Annotated in this window: 12 protein-coding genes, 1 tRNA gene and 1 pseudogene; 6 read left to right on the top strand and 8 right to left on the bottom strand. The window is 67.2% G+C overall.

The genetic code is table 11. The features are described 5' to 3' along the window. Positions 1-8: 8 nt before the first annotated feature. Positions 9-821, top strand: a complete 813-nt coding sequence (gene hutG / locus MKD50_RS05780) for an N-formylglutamate deformylase (RefSeq protein ID WP_252666632.1) — start codon at positions 9-11, stop codon at positions 819-821. 70 nt (positions 822-891) lie between these two features. Here hutG and MKD50_RS05775 read toward each other — a convergent pair whose 3' ends face one another. The 3 genes from MKD50_RS05775 to loiP all read right to left on the bottom strand — a co-directional run bounded on the left by MKD50_RS05775 (position 892) and on the right by loiP (position 5,458). Further along, positions 892-2,517, bottom strand: coding sequence for a bifunctional aspartate transaminase/aspartate 4-decarboxylase (locus MKD50_RS05775; protein WP_240072553.1), 1,626 nt, complete (start codon positions 2,515-2,517; stop codon positions 892-894). A gap of 93 nt (positions 2,518-2,610) precedes the next feature. Next, positions 2,611-4,296 carry an aspartate-alanine antiporter gene (gene aspT, locus MKD50_RS05770; RefSeq protein WP_115704516.1) on the bottom strand — a complete coding sequence of 562 codons (1,686 nt, stop codon included), beginning with the start codon at positions 4,294-4,296 and terminating at the stop codon, positions 2,611-2,613. A 418-nt stretch (positions 4,297-4,714) separates the two neighbouring features. Next, on the bottom strand, positions 4,715-5,458 hold the full coding sequence (gene loiP / locus MKD50_RS05765) for a metalloprotease LoiP (RefSeq protein WP_252666631.1): 744 nt from the start codon (positions 5,456-5,458) through the stop codon (positions 4,715-4,717). Positions 5,459-5,674: 216 nt separating this feature from the next. Between loiP and MKD50_RS05760 the strand changes: the two are divergent. The 3 genes and pseudogenes from MKD50_RS05760 (at position 5,675) to MKD50_RS05750 (ending at position 6,455) form a co-directional block, all read left to right on the top strand. After that, positions 5,675-6,026, top strand: a pseudogene (locus MKD50_RS05760) (type II toxin-antitoxin system RelE/ParE family toxin). Then, positions 6,007-6,318, top strand: coding sequence for a helix-turn-helix domain-containing transcriptional regulator (locus MKD50_RS05755; RefSeq protein WP_115681494.1), 312 nt, complete (start codon positions 6,007-6,009; stop codon positions 6,316-6,318). Before MKD50_RS05760 ends, MKD50_RS05755 begins: the two are co-directional and overlap by 20 nt. Positions 6,319-6,362: 44 nt before the next feature. Beyond that, complete coding sequence (locus MKD50_RS05750; RefSeq protein ID WP_231942145.1) at positions 6,363-6,455, top strand: hypothetical protein; 93 nt, start codon at positions 6,363-6,365, stop codon at positions 6,453-6,455. A gap of 65 nt (positions 6,456-6,520) precedes the next feature. Here MKD50_RS05750 and MKD50_RS05745 read toward each other — a convergent pair. Further along, a tRNA-Leu gene (locus tag MKD50_RS05745) sits at positions 6,521-6,605 on the bottom strand. A 165-nt stretch (positions 6,606-6,770) separates the two neighbouring features. Here MKD50_RS05745 and MKD50_RS05740 point away from each other — a divergent pair. Continuing rightward, positions 6,771-7,691 (top strand): alpha/beta hydrolase, encoded by a 921-nt coding sequence (locus MKD50_RS05740; protein WP_115704508.1) that lies wholly within the window; start codon positions 6,771-6,773, stop codon positions 7,689-7,691. Positions 7,692-7,713: 22 nt separating this feature from the next. On the opposite strand, the gene MKD50_RS05735 is transcribed toward MKD50_RS05740, so the two are convergent. The 4 genes from MKD50_RS05735 to MKD50_RS05720 all read right to left on the bottom strand — a co-directional run bounded on the left by MKD50_RS05735 (position 7,714) and on the right by MKD50_RS05720 (position 12,085). Continuing rightward, positions 7,714-8,595 (bottom strand): NAD(P)-dependent oxidoreductase, encoded by an 882-nt coding sequence (locus MKD50_RS05735; protein ID WP_252666630.1) that lies wholly within the window; start codon positions 8,593-8,595, stop codon positions 7,714-7,716. Between the two features lie 52 nt (positions 8,596-8,647). Beyond that, on the bottom strand, positions 8,648-9,811 hold the full coding sequence (locus MKD50_RS05730) for an ABC transporter substrate-binding protein (RefSeq protein WP_115704504.1): 1,164 nt from the start codon (positions 9,809-9,811) through the stop codon (positions 8,648-8,650). A gap of 88 nt (positions 9,812-9,899) precedes the next feature. Continuing rightward, positions 9,900-11,057, bottom strand: a complete 1,158-nt coding sequence (locus tag MKD50_RS05725) for a methyltransferase (protein WP_252666629.1) — start codon at positions 11,055-11,057, stop codon at positions 9,900-9,902. A gap of 86 nt (positions 11,058-11,143) precedes the next feature. Further along, positions 11,144-12,085, bottom strand: coding sequence for a CysB family HTH-type transcriptional regulator (locus MKD50_RS05720; RefSeq protein ID WP_115704501.1), 942 nt, complete (start codon positions 12,083-12,085; stop codon positions 11,144-11,146). 161 nt (positions 12,086-12,246) lie between these two features. Between MKD50_RS05720 and MKD50_RS05715 the strand changes: the two genes are divergently transcribed. Further along, entirely contained in the window at positions 12,247-13,020 is a 774-nt protein-coding gene (locus tag MKD50_RS05715; protein WP_115704499.1) for a sulfite exporter TauE/SafE family protein, read from the top strand. Positions 13,021-13,030 lie beyond the last annotated feature (10 nt).

The raw sequence follows: 13,030 nt of genomic DNA, 5'->3' as shown, positions 1-13,030 counted from the left end.
GAACCACCATGTCCTTTTCCACCGATACCCCCGCCTTCACCCTGCACCGGGGCACGCGCCCGCTGCTGGTATCGATGCCGCATGTCGGCACGCACCTGCCCGCATCGGTCTCGCAGCGCCTGAGCGCCGAGGGCCGCACCGTGCCCGACACCGACTGGCACCTGGAACGCCTGTACGACTTCGCCCGCGAACTGGGCGCGTCGGTGCTGGCGGCCACGCACTCGCGCTACGTGGTCGACCTGAACCGCCCGCCCGATAACGAAAACCTGTATCCCGGCCAGGACACCACCGGCCTGTGTCCCGTCGATACCTTCGACAAGACGCCGCTCTATGCCGACGGCAACGGTCCCGACGATGCCGAAATCGCCGCGCGCCGCGATGCGATCTGGCGCCCGTACCACCAGGCGCTGGCCGACGAGCTGGCACGCCTGAGGGCCGAGCATGGCACGATCGCGCTGTGGGATGCGCATTCGATCCGTTCGGTGCTGCCGCGCTTCTTCGACGGCAAGCTGCCCGACTTCAACCTCGGCACCGCCAACGGCGACAGCTGCGACGCCGCGCTGGCCGGCCAACTGCTGGAACAGGCCAGCGCGGTACCGGGCCACACCGCGGTGCTCAACGGGCGCTTCAAGGGCGGCTACATCACGCGGCAATACGGCAAGCCGGCCGATGGCGTGCACGCGGTGCAGCTGGAGCTGTCGCAGTGCGCCTACATGAGCGAGGTGTATCCGTTCGCCTATGACGAGGCGCGTGCCGCGGCGCTGCAGCCGGCGCTGCGGGCCATGCTGGCGACGGTGCTGGAGTTTGTGGAATCGCGGTGAATCTGGCGGGGTGCCCTGACAGCAAAAGAAAAAGCCCGGCAAGGCCGGGCGTGAACACGTCAACGAAGGCTTATTTCTTCACGACATTCTTGTCGGCCTTGCTCCCCGTCGCCGCGTTGTACTTCTCGACATAGGCCTCGAACAGCTTGCGGATCGAGCGCCCGATCTTGGCGTAGTCGGCTTCGTTCAGGTTGGCCAATGACACCCGCCCTGACGGGTGGCGCGTGCCGAAGCCGCGGCCCGGCAGCAGCACCACGCCGGCTTCGTCGGCCAGCTGGAACAGCAGCTCGTTCGGCTCGACCGAGTTCATGATCCACTTGACGAAGTCTGGCCCGATTGCCTTGCCGCCCAGCTGCTCGATATCCAGCAGGGTGTAGTAATCGACCGCGTTCGGATCGTCGCTTTCCGGCGCGATGCCGATCTCGCGATACAGCGAGGCCTTGCGGCTGCGGATCAGCCGCTTCATCGCGTTCTTGTAGTTGTCCGGCGTATCCATTAGCGAGAACAGCGAAAACAGTACCATCTGCACCTGCTGCGGCGTGGACAGGCCGGCGGTGTGGTTCAGCGCCACGGTGCGGCTGTCGGCCACCAGGCGGTCGATGAACCTGAGCTGCTCCGGCTCCGTGGTGATCGAGCTGTAGCGCTGGTTCAGTTCCCGGCGATCAGCGTCTGGCAGCTTGCCGATCTGCAGGTCGAAGATATTGTCGCGATGCGTGGCGATCACGCCCAGGCGCCAGCCGGTAGCGCCGAAGTACTTCGAGAACGAGTACACCAGGATGGTGTTCTTCGGGCACATCGCGAACAGCGAGACAAAGTTGTCGGCAAAGGTGCCGTAGACATCGTCGGTCAGGATGATCAGGTCGGGGCGCTCTTCGATGATCGAGGCGAGGTATTCAAGGCTCTCGTCGCTCATGCGCACCGACGGCGGGTTGCTCGGGTTGACCAGGAAGAAGGCCTTGACCCTGGGGTCGCGCAGCTTGTCGAGCTCCTTTTTCGAATACTGCCAGCGCGAGTCGGGATCGGCGTCGATCGACAGCTCCTCCAGCTGGTAGTCGTTCAGCTCGGGGATCTCGATATACGGCGTGAAGATCGGCATGCCCAGCGCAATGGTGTCGCCGGGCTTGAGCAGGCGGTTCTCGCGGATGGTGTTGAACAGGTAGGTCATGGCCGCGGTGCCGCCTTCGACCGCGAACAGATCGAACTCGCCGATGAACGGGTGGTTGCCGATCATCTCCTTGCGAATGTACTGGCCGACGATCTTCTCCGACAGCTTGAGCATGCGGTCCGGCACCGGGTAGTTGCAGGCGAGGATGCCTTCGCACATTTCGTAGAGGAAATCGGTCGCGCTCAGCCCAAGCTGGTCGCGCACGTACGACACCGCGCCGGCCAGGAACTTCACGCCCGGGGTATCGGCGAACTCGCGCGCAAACAGATCGAAGCGCTCCTCGATGCCTTCGCGGCGCGGAAAGCCGCCGACGCCCTCTGGCATGTACGAGAACGAGCGCTCCGATTCGCGCATCGCGAACAGGCCGAGTTGCCAGAAGCCGTGGCGCGGCACCGTCGCCAGGAAATTGGGGTTGCCGCGGCCGGCGTTCAGCATGAGACGCTCGGCGTCGCTGCTGGCCAGCTTGATCAGTTCATCCTTCAGTTCGAACGGCGAGAGGCTGGACAGCTTGGAGATATCGAACTTGCTCATGGCTTGCTCCTGTGTAGACGCTTGTTGTTGGGTTGGCGGGCCGGCACCGGCGGCACGGCCCGCGCAGCAGCGGAGAGGGCAAAGGGGAACGCGCTAGACCAGGCCCACCACCAGCGGGCCGAGCAGCGTCAGCAGCACGTTGGCGAGCGCGTAAGTAATGGCAAACGGCACCGTCGGCACCGGGCTTTCGGCCTTGTCGAGGATGCCGCCGAAGGCCGGGTTGGCGCTGCGCGAGCCCGACAGCGCGCCGGCCAGCAGCGCGGCGTTGTCGTACTTCAGCACGTAGCGGCCGAACAGCATGGTCAGGAACAGCGGCAGCAGCGTCACCACTGCGCCCAGGAGGAAGATGGTCAGGCCGCTCTGGCGCAGCGTGGTCACTGCCTGCAGGCCGGAGTTGATGCCGACGATGGCGACGAACGCGGCCAGCCCGAAGTCCTTCAGCAGCTGGCACGCGGCGGTCGGCATGGCGCCGAACATCTTGTGCTTGGACCGCGCCCAGCCGAACACCAGACCCGACAGCAGCGCGCCCCCGCCCGCGCCCAGCGTCAGCGGGATCGAGCCGATGCGCCAGACCAGCAGGCCGATCAGCAGGCCCACCAGCACCCCGGCGCCGAAGTAGACGAAGTCCGTCTTCTCGCTGGGCACCAGCTCGTAGCCGGCCATCCCCGCCGCCCGCTTGGTGTCGGCGGGGGTGCCATACAGCGTGAGGATGTCGCCGTGCTGCAGCTTCAGTTCGGGCAGCAGCGGCAGCGGGTGGTCATAGCGCTCGATGCGCTCGATATAGACGCCATGGCGCATGTCGCGCCCCACCATGTCGACAATCTCGGCCACGGTCTTGTTGTTCATGCCCCTGGCGGTGAACACCACGTTGCGCGACTGCATCACCGCGCCCATGCCGTCGACATCGGCGACTTCCTCGCCGATCTCCGCGGCCGCCGGCACGATGGCATCGCGGCGGCCGACCAGCAGCACCACGTCGTCGTGCTGCAGCACCAGGTCCTGCGTGACCTCGACCTGCTTGCCGGCGCGCTGCACCTTTTCCACGGTGACGAGGTCTTCGCCGGCCATCTCCAGCTGCGCGACGGTCTGTCCGGATGCGTCATTCACGCGATACAGCCGGCCGACCAGCCGGGGCAACGCGCCGCGCTGGCCCGGACCGTACTGGGGCAGGCCGCCGTTGAGCTTGGCCTCGACCTTCTTGGCGTCCGTCTTCAAGTCCGCCTTCATGAAGCGCGGCAGGATATTGACGCAGACGATGATCGCGCCGAGCGAGCCGAACACGTAGGTCACCGCATAGCCGATGGCGACGTTGGCCTGCAGGGTCTTGACCTGGTCGGGTGGCAGGCCCAGCTTGGTGATGGCATCGCCCGCGGTGCCGATGATGGCCGACTGCGTCATGCCCCCGGCGGCGAGGCCCGCGGCCAGGCCCTTGTCGAGATGGAACAGCCTGGCCAGCACCACCACCGTGACCAGCCCGCACACCGCCATGAACACCGCCATGGCGATCTCGCGCAGCGAGCTGCGGTTCAGCGAGTTGAAGAACTGCGGGCCGCTTTCATAGCCCACCGCGTAGATGAAGACCGCGAACATCACCGCCTTGACGCCGTTGTCGATCTCGACGCCGACCTGGCTGATCACCACCGCGGCGAGCAGCGAGCCGGCGACACCGCCCAGCTGGAAACGCCCGAACGTGATCTTGCCGATCGCGTAGCCAACCGCCAGCGACAGGAACAGCGCGGATTCGGGCGACTTCTGGAAAATCACATGCAACCAGTCCATCGAAGGCTCCTGAACGAGTGAGGCAGGGTGGGCGAGTTGTGCGATCCGGGCGTGGGGGCGCTGGCGTTCTGCCTGTCAGGGGCGCGCGCCAGGCGCGGCATTGCGGTGGTGCGGCGCACCGGCCCGGTCACGCGCGCGATAACCGCGACGCGGGCCGATTGCGGTGATGGCACGCGCGCACCGGGTGTGTCAGCATGGCCGTATCGACGCGGCGAGACGGATTATCCGTGCCGCTTTGAGACAGGCGTAGTGAAAGCTTTTGTCGGTGAATTAAACGCAGTCAACATAGCGCGCAGGGGTGGCGCGGCTGCGTGGGCCGGTACGGATCAGCGTGGTGCAAAGGGACGCGATGTACCTGCCCGAAGGGGGGGGCCGCCTCACCCGGATGGGTGCGGCGGCAGCGACGAATGCGCCGCGCTCAGCGCGCGCCGGCCAGGCGCGCTTCGATATGCTTGGCGCGCTCGAGCGAACCCGGGTGCGAACTCAGCATGCTCGATTGCCCGCCATCGAGTTGCGACATCTTGCGGAACGCCGATGCCAGCGCCTGGCGGTTGGCGCCGTTCTTCGTCAGCAGGTCGAAGGAGTGATCGTCGGCCGCGGTTTCCTGGCGCTGCGAGAACTGCGCATTGACGAACTGCTCGGCCAGCGCGCCGATCTGCGACGACGACAGCGCCGTCAGCGAAGCGATGCCGGTCGACCCCAGCAGCCCGCGTGCCGCGGCCGCGGTGTAGGCCACCTGCATCGCCGCCTTGGTGTGGCCCAGCGCCACATGGCCGATCTCGTGGCCGACCACGCCACGCACCTCGTCGTCGCTGAGCAGGTCCATCAGCCCGCTGTAGACGCGCACGCAGCCGTTGGCCATGGCCCAGGCATTGATGTCCTTGGTCACGTAGACCTTGGCGTCGAGCGGCAGCCCGGTATTGCCCAGGCCGCTCATCACGGTGGCCAGCCGCCGCGCATACGTGCTGTTCGCCGCCGCGATGGTGTTCTTCTTGTCCATCTCGGCGCAGGACTGGTCGGACAGCGTCTTCACGTTGCTGTCCGACAGCGTGGCGGCGGTGAACAGGCTGCCGCCGGCCTGGGTCAGGCTTTCCATGTTGGCGCCGGCACAGCCGGCCAGCAGCGTGGCGCAGGCGAGCGCGGGTAGGGTCAGTCGGCTCATGGTCGCTCCGGGGTTGAGGGGATGGCAATGCCATAGGATAGGAAGCCACGCCCCGGGGCACCAGTGGGCGCTGTCCGACACACCTTGAAACGTCGGTCGGAAGGCATTGCAGATATAAGCGATGTGACCGAACCGGCTGGTGAGAGGGCGGATTTCCAAAGCGGGCCTCAGCAATGTCGAGTCGGTGGCTTGATCTTTATTCGTTTATAGACGAAAATAAATCTCTACCGAATCGAGCACTACTTGACGCCGGGCGAGCATCAGGATCTCTACCTGGACTGGCTTCGGCGGCTGCGTGACAGCCAGGCCAAGGTGGCGGTGATTCGCCGGGTGGCCCGGGTCGAGCTGGGAAATTTCGGCGATCACAAGTTCTGCCGTGACGGCGTGTGGGAGCTGCGCATCGACGTCGGGCCGGGCTATCGGGTTTATTACTTCCGTGTCCGGTCATCGCGTGGTGCTGCTCCTGTGTGGTGGCGACAAGCGGACGCAGGACGCGGATATCGGCCGAGCGGTGGGCTGTTGGCAGGACTGGCAACGGAGATCGGATGATGAGAAGCAGGCCCCATGACGAGGCGATGGCCGAGCTGTACCACAGCGATCCGGCTCTGGCGCTGGAGGTCATCAATGGCATCTTGGCCGATGGTGACCAGGCAGAGTTGCTGGTCGTGCTGCGCCAGATGGCGCAGGCCTTTGGCGGTGTTCAGGCCGTGGCCGAGCGGGCGCACCTGAATCCTACCCAGCTCTATCGCACGCTGTCGCCAAAGGGCAATCCGGCGCTCAGCAGCCTGTCGGCCATTCTCGAGGCGATGGGAATGCGGCTGGCGGTGCAGCCATTGAACACATCTGCTCACGCGACCTGAAGACTGCCACCACGGTACGCCTCGATGACGATGTTCTCGAGGCGTTGAAGGCAAGCGGACCTCGCTGGCAAACGCGGCTCAATGTCCTGGTGCGCGACTGGCTGAAGACGCACAAGCTAGAGGAAATCGAGGTCTGAGCCCGGGCAGGAGCCGGCCTGAGGTGGACGGCTTTTTGGCTGATTGCTTTGGAAGGGAAGGAATCTGGTGCCCGGGGTCGGACTCGAACCGACACGCCTTGCGGCGGGGGATTTTGAGTCCCCTGCGTCTACCTGTTTCACCACCCGGGCAGGTGTGACGGCATCGGAACAGATGCCAGGCTGAGCCGGGGATTATGCCGGAAATCCAGCCGCCGGACAACCGGCGCCGGGACGGTCGGGGGGCACGCAAATCCGGTAGCATGGCGTCCAGCCCTGCGCCCGCCAACCGTACCGATTGTGCCGACCCCGACCGCCATGACCGACCCAGACTTGCTTGCGCACCTTGCCAGCCTGCCTTCGCAGGACCCTGCCTTCTATGACCGCGAGTACAACAACCGCGCCAATGTGCCGGACAACCCGGCGCATCTGGCGCGCTGGGCGCAGTGGTCCGCGCAGGTGCGCGCGCGCGGCCCGTACCTGGCGGACCTGAGCTATGCCGGTGCCGACTCGCGCCATGCGTCGGGCGAGACCCTGGACTACTTCCCGGCGCAGCGCGCCAACGGGGCCTTGCCGCCGCTGCTGGTGTTCGTGCACGGCGGCTATTACCGCGCGCTGGACAAGCACGACCACAGCTTCGTCGCCAGCGCGCTGCCGGCGCTGGGGGTGTCGGTGGCCGTGGTCAACTACACGCTGGTGCCGGCGGCGACGGTGCCGGAGATCGTGCAGCAGGTGCTGCGCAGCGTGGCCTGGCTGTACCGGCAGGCGGATCGTCTCGGCCATGACCCGCAGCGGCTGTTCGTGGCGGGGCATTCGGTGGGCGGCCACCTGGTGGCGATGCTGATGGCCGCGCGCTGGCCGCAGCTCGGCGCCGACCTGCCTGCAGGGCTGATCCGCGGTGGTCTCTCGGTGAGCGGGCTGTACGACCTGGAGCCGCTGCGGCGCGCGGCCTTCCTGCAGTGCGACCTGAAGTTATCGGAGGCCGATGTCGCGCGGCTGTCGCCCGCATATATGGCGCCGGCCGACGAAGCACCGCTGGCAATCGCGGTGGGCGAGCTGGAGGCGGCCGAATACCACCGCCAGCATGCGCTGATCCGCGCGGCGTGGCCGGCCAAGGTGGCGCATCCGGCGGCGAGCGACGTGGTGCTGCCGGACTGCCATCACTTCAATGTGCTGGACAGCCTGGCCAGCGCGGACGGTGCCCTCACGCAAGCGGTGCTGCGGCTGGTGGCGCGCTGAGCCGCCACCGCGCGCCGGGACTTCAGCCCTCCAGCACGCGCAGCAGCGACGAGGTATCGTCCTTGCCCCAGCCCCTGGCCATCAGCGCGCGCAGTTGCGCCGAGGTGGCCTGCATCGCCGGCAGCTCCAGGCCGATTTCCTCGGCGATATCGCGCGCCAGCCCGAAGTCCTTGTCGTGCAGCCGCGCCTCGATGCCGGCGGCAAAGTTGCGCGCCACCATCTTGGGGCCCATCAGGTCGAGCATGCGGCTGCCGGCCATGCCGGTCGCCATGGCTTCGAACACGCGGCCGGTATCGACCTGCTGCGCGGCGGCAAAGCGCATCGCTTCGGCAATGCCTTCGATATTGACCACCTGGGCGATCTGGTTGCACAGCTTGGCGACCTGGCCGGCGCCGTGGTCGCCGATATGGGTGATGGTCTGGCCGAGCCGCTCGAGCAGCGGGCGCACGCGTTCCAGCATCTCGGCCTTGCCGCCGACCATGATGGTCAGCGTGCCGGCCTCGGCGCCCATGGTGCCGCCCGAGACCGGGCAGTCGAGCGCCTCGATGCCGCGCGCGGCCAGCGCCGTGGCGATCTCGCGCGTGACGATGGGCGAGATGGTGCTGTGGTCGACGCAGATGGTGCCGGGCGCGGCCCCGTGGATCACGCCCTGCGCGCCCAGCAGCACCTCGCGCACGTCTTCGGACGAGGTCACGTTGGTGAAGACCACGCTGGCGCCGCGGGCCGCTTCGGCGGGCGTGAAGAACGGTTCTGCCCCCAGCGCGCGCGTGGCCTCGGCGGCGTCCGGGCGGCGCACGAAGGCGCGCACGGTGTGGCCGGCGGCCAGCAGGTGGCGCACCATGTGCGAGCCCATGGCGCCCAGGCCGATAAAGGCGACAGTGACGGGGGTGGGAGTGGTGCTCATGCCATGATTCCTTTCCTGATGCGTTGTTGCGTTGATGCGTTGATGCGGCGGGCTACTTGTCGCCCGCATAGGCAAACTTGCCGTTGCGGATCACCCCCATCACGCGCGAACGCTGGTCGAAGCCCTGGTGGTCCTTCGGGTTCAGGTTCATCACGCCATTGGGGATGGTGAGATTGGTGGTGCTCTCCAGCGCGTCGCGCATGGCCGCGCGGAACTCGCGCGTGCCGGGCTGGGCGCCGGTCTTGAGCGCGCGGCGGGCGGCGTCATCGAGCAGCATCCACGCGCCCCAGGCATCGCCGGCAAACTGCGTCACGCTGTCGGCGCCGTACTTTGCTTCGTAACGATTGACGAAGTCCAGTGCCACCTTGCGCACCGGATGGCTGTCGGGAAGCTGGCGCGCCACCACCACCGGCCCGGTCGGGAACAGCGTGCCTTCGACGTCCTTGCCGCCCATGCGCAGGAAGTCCCAGGTGGCGATGCCATGGGTCTGGTAGACCTTGCCCTTGTAGCCGCGCTCGCCCAGCGTCTTCTGTGGCAGCACCGACGGCGTGCCGGCGCCGGCGATCAGGATCGCGTCCGGGTTGGCCGCCATCAGCTTGAGCACCTGCCCGGTGACCGAGGTGTCGTTGCGCGAGAAGCGCTCGTTGGCCACCACCCGGATCTTGCGCAGCTCGGCCAGCTTCGAGAACTCGCGCCACCAGCTTTCGCCGTAGGCGTCGGCAAAGCCGATAAAGCCGACCGTCCTGACGCCGTGGTTGCTCATGTACTCGGTCAGCACGGTGGCCATGTGCGAGTCGTTCTGCGGCATCTTGAAGGCCCAGCGGCGCTTGGCGTCGGTCTGCGGCTCGACGATAGCGGCCGAGGCGGCCAGCGCCACCATCGGGGTCTCGCCCTCGGCCACGGCGTCGAGCGCGGCGATGGCCGTGGGCGTGATGTTGGGGCCGACGATCACGTCGACCTTTTCCTCGGAGATCAGCTTGCGCACGTTGCGCACCGCGGCGGCCGGGTCGGTGCCGTCGTCCAGGATGACGTAGTGCGCCTTCTGGCCGCCCAGCGTCTGCGGCCACATCAGCACGGTGTTCTTGGACGGGATGCCGATCGAGGCGGCCGGCCCGGTGGTGGACACATCGATGCCGACGCGGATGTCGGCATGCGCGGCGCCGGCGACGAACAGCGCGCCGGCAAGCAGCAGGGGGCGCAGGGGCAGCTTCAGCATGGTCTCCTCCGTTCTTATATGTGACGGGAAAGGATAGCCGAACTCGGCCGGCGGGGCACCGTGCCCCGCGGCAGCGGTTTTAGCAGCCTTAGCGCACGCCCAGGCGCCAGAGCGAGGTCACTTCCGCCGAGCGCGCCGCGTGCAGCGGGTCGGCCGCATCCGCCGCGCGCGGGTGGCGCGGGCGGATGTCGGAACGGCCCAGCACCTTCAGTCCGGCCGCTTCGATCCAGCCCGTCAGTTCGTCGCGCTGGCGCAGCCCGAGGTGCTCGGCCAGGTCGGACAGCAGCAGCCAGCCCTCGCCGCCGGGTTCGAGGTGCTCGGCCAGCCCCTGCAGGAAGCCCCGCAGCATGGCGCTGTCGGGGTCATAGACGGCACGCTCGACCGGCGAACTCGGCCGCGCCGGCACCCACGGCGGGTTGCATACCACCAGCGGCGCGCGGCCGGCGGGGAACAGGTCGGCCTCGATCACCTCGACCTGCGCGGCGTAGCCGAGCCGGGCAATGTTTTCGCGCGCGCAGGCCAGCGCGCGCGCGTCCTGGTCGGTGGCCACCACGCGCTGCACGCCGCGGCGGGCCAGCACCGCGGCCAGCACGCCGGTGCCGGTGCCGATATCGAAGGCCAGCGTCTGCGCCGGCAGCGGTTCGGCCGCGACCAGGTCGATGTATTCGCCGCGCACCGGCGAGAACACGCCGTACCAGGGGTGGATGCGGTCTGCCAGCGCCGGGATCTCGACGCCCTTCCTGCGCCACTCGAACGCGCCGATCATGCCCAGCAACTCGCGCAGCGAGGCCACGTAGGGCTCGCTGGCCGGGCCGTAGACCTGTTCGCACGCTTCCTGCACATCGGGCGCGCGTCGCAGCGGGATCTGGTGGCCGGCCTCGAACGGCAGCAGCAGCATGCCCAGCGTGCGCGCGCGCTGCGACTGCGCCAGCCGGTGCAGGTGGAAGGCCTCGGTGGGCGACGCGGCCTGGCTCTTGTCCCGGGCCTTGTGGCCGGGGCGGCTGGCTTTTTTGGGCTTGCGCTCGGTGCGGCGGGCCAGTGCGTTCAGCAACTGGCGCGCGTTCTGGAAATCTCCCCGCCACAGCAGCGCGGTGCCTTCGCAGGCCAGGCGGTAGGCGCTGTCGGCGCTGGTGGTGTCGTCAGCGACGACCACGCGCCGTGGCGGCGGCAGGCCGGCCTCGGAGCGCCAGGCGGCGCTGTGCTCGACGCCGTTTTCGGTCCAGTGGATGCGGGGCAGGTCGCTCACAGGACCTCCGGAGGGCAGGTTGGGATGTGCAGGGCAGGCATCGTGGCTTGACTTCTTATTAGAGCGGGGCGGCAGCGGTGGCCGCCTCAGAGTTCGTAGGCTTCGTGTTCGCCGGACATGGCCTGTTCGACCAGCTTGCGGTTGAGCGTCGGCGAGAACAACTCGATGAAGGTATAGACAAAGCTGCGCAGGTAGGCCCCCTGCTTGACGGCCAGGTGGGTCACGTTGCTGCCGAACAGGTGGCCGGCAGCAATGCCGCGCAGGTTGCGGTCGCGCTCGGCATCATAGGCGACGCCGGCGACGATGCCCACGCCCAGCCCGATTTCCACATAGGTCTTGATCACGTCCGCGTCGATGGCCTCGAGCACGATGTCCGGCGCCAGGTGGCGCAGTGCGAAGGCCTTGTCGATCTTGGTGCGCCCGGCGAAGTTGGCATCGTAGGTGATCAGCGGGTATCCCATCAGGTCTTCCAGCGCCAGGTGCTTCTTTTCAAGCAGCGGGTGCTCGGGCGGCGTAATCACCATATGGGTCCACTGATAGCCCGGCAGCGACACCAGGTTCTTGTCGCTGGAGATGCCTTCGGTGGCGATGCCGATGTCGGCATGGTCATGCAGCAGCATGTCGGCGATCTGGGCCGGGTTGCCCTGCTGGATCGACAGCCGCACCTTGGGATAGCGCTTGGTGAACTCGCTGATCACGCGCGGCAGCGCATAGCGCGCCTGGGTATGCGTGGTGGCGATGGTGAAGTTGCCCTGGTCCTGTGCCGCATAGTCCATGCCGACGCGCTTCAGGCTTTCCACCTCCTGCAGGATCTTCTCGACCGAGCTGAGGATGCGGCGGCCGGGTTCGGTCAGGCTGCGGATGCGCTTGCCGTGGCGCGTGAAAATATCGACCCCCAATTCTTCTTCCAGCTCGATGATGGCCTTGGATACGCCGGGTTGTGACGTATAAAGCGCTTTAGCGGCCTCGGTCAGGTTGTAGTTCTGCCGGACGGCTTCCCGCACGAAGCGAAACTGGTGCAAGTTCATATATCTGCGTTCGTATAAACAAACAACTTCTTATTAGTTTGAGGTATGAGGCCAGTTTATTACGATTCTCGAACTTTGTTAATGAACGGCCTGCCCTCGGTGCGCCTTCTCGCCGCGGCCAGCACGGCGAGACCCGCGGGCCACGCCACACCGAGTCCCCCATGTCCCTGGCCTATACCGTTTCTGGTTTGTTCGTAGGCGTCCTCGTCGGCCTGACCGGCGTGGGAGGGGGCTCGCTGATGACGCCGCTGCTGACACTGCTGTTCGGCTTCTCGCCGGCCACCGCGGTCGGCACCGACCTGGCTTTCGCGGCCATCACCAAGGGCTTCGGCACCATCGCGCATCGCGCCCACGGCCATGTGCAGTGGCAGGTGGTACGGCGCCTGTGCCTCGGCAGCCTGCCGGCGGCCGTGGCCGCCATCCTGGTGCTGAAGAGCGCCGGCGAACTCGACGCCCGCTGGCTGCATGCGATCCGCGTGACCATCGGCGTGTCGGTGCTGCTGACGGTGCTGTCGCTGCTGTTCCGCCGCCAGATGCTGGCCTGGCTGGAACGCAACCCGCGCTTCCAGCTGCATGGCCGCAAGCAGGTGGTTGCCACCGTGATCGTCGGCGCGGTGATCGGCGTGCTGGTCACGGTCTCGTCGATCGGCGCCGGCGCGGTCGGCGCCACGCTGATCCTGCTGCTGTATCCCCACATGAAGCCGGCCGAAGTGGCCGGCACCGACATTGCCTACGCCGTCCCGCTGACGGCGCTGGCCGGGCTGGGCCACGTGTGGCTCGGCACCGTCAACTGGAATTTGCTGCTGGCGCTGCTGGTGGGTTCGATCCCCGGCATCTGGCTGGGCGCGCAACTGTCGCGGGCGCTGCCCGAGCGGCTGGTGCGCGCCGCCCTGGCGACCACGCTGACGCTGGTCGCCATCAAGCTCGTCTCCTGAATCCAACGAA

It is taken from the genome of Cupriavidus mimosae (assembly GCF_023952485.1).
GTDB classification, from domain to species: Bacteria; Pseudomonadota; Gammaproteobacteria; order Burkholderiales; family Burkholderiaceae; genus Cupriavidus; species Cupriavidus taiwanensis_C.
The sequence above is the reverse complement of the archived record's forward strand: the minus strand, read 5'-3'. Positions and strand labels throughout refer to the sequence as shown.

What these genes read in the sequence shown, in the direction of transcription:
- hutG (WP_252666632.1), top strand. Translation starts at nt 9, where the DNA reads ATGTCCTTTTCCACCGATACCCCCGCCTTCACCCTGCACCGGGGCACG.
- MKD50_RS05775 (WP_240072553.1), bottom strand. Translation starts at nt 2,517, where the DNA reads ATGAGCAAGTTCGATATCTCCAAGCTGTCCAGCCTCTCGCCGTTCGAA.
- aspT (WP_115704516.1), bottom strand. Translation starts at nt 4,296, where the DNA reads ATGGACTGGTTGCATGTGATTTTCCAGAAGTCGCCCGAATCCGCGCTG.
- loiP (WP_252666631.1), bottom strand. Translation starts at nt 5,458, where the DNA reads ATGAGCCGACTGACCCTACCCGCGCTCGCCTGCGCCACGCTGCTGGCC.
- MKD50_RS05755 (WP_115681494.1), top strand. Translation starts at nt 6,007, where the DNA reads ATGAGAAGCAGGCCCCATGACGAGGCGATGGCCGAGCTGTACCACAGC.
- MKD50_RS05740 (WP_115704508.1), top strand. Translation starts at nt 6,771, where the DNA reads ATGACCGACCCAGACTTGCTTGCGCACCTTGCCAGCCTGCCTTCGCAG.
- MKD50_RS05735 (WP_252666630.1), bottom strand. Translation starts at nt 8,595, where the DNA reads ATGAGCACCACTCCCACCCCCGTCACTGTCGCCTTTATCGGCCTGGGC.
- MKD50_RS05730 (WP_115704504.1), bottom strand. Translation starts at nt 9,811, where the DNA reads ATGCTGAAGCTGCCCCTGCGCCCCCTGCTGCTTGCCGGCGCGCTGTTC.
- MKD50_RS05720 (WP_115704501.1), bottom strand. Translation starts at nt 12,085, where the DNA reads ATGAACTTGCACCAGTTTCGCTTCGTGCGGGAAGCCGTCCGGCAGAAC.
- MKD50_RS05715 (WP_115704499.1), top strand. Translation starts at nt 12,247, where the DNA reads ATGTCCCTGGCCTATACCGTTTCTGGTTTGTTCGTAGGCGTCCTCGTC.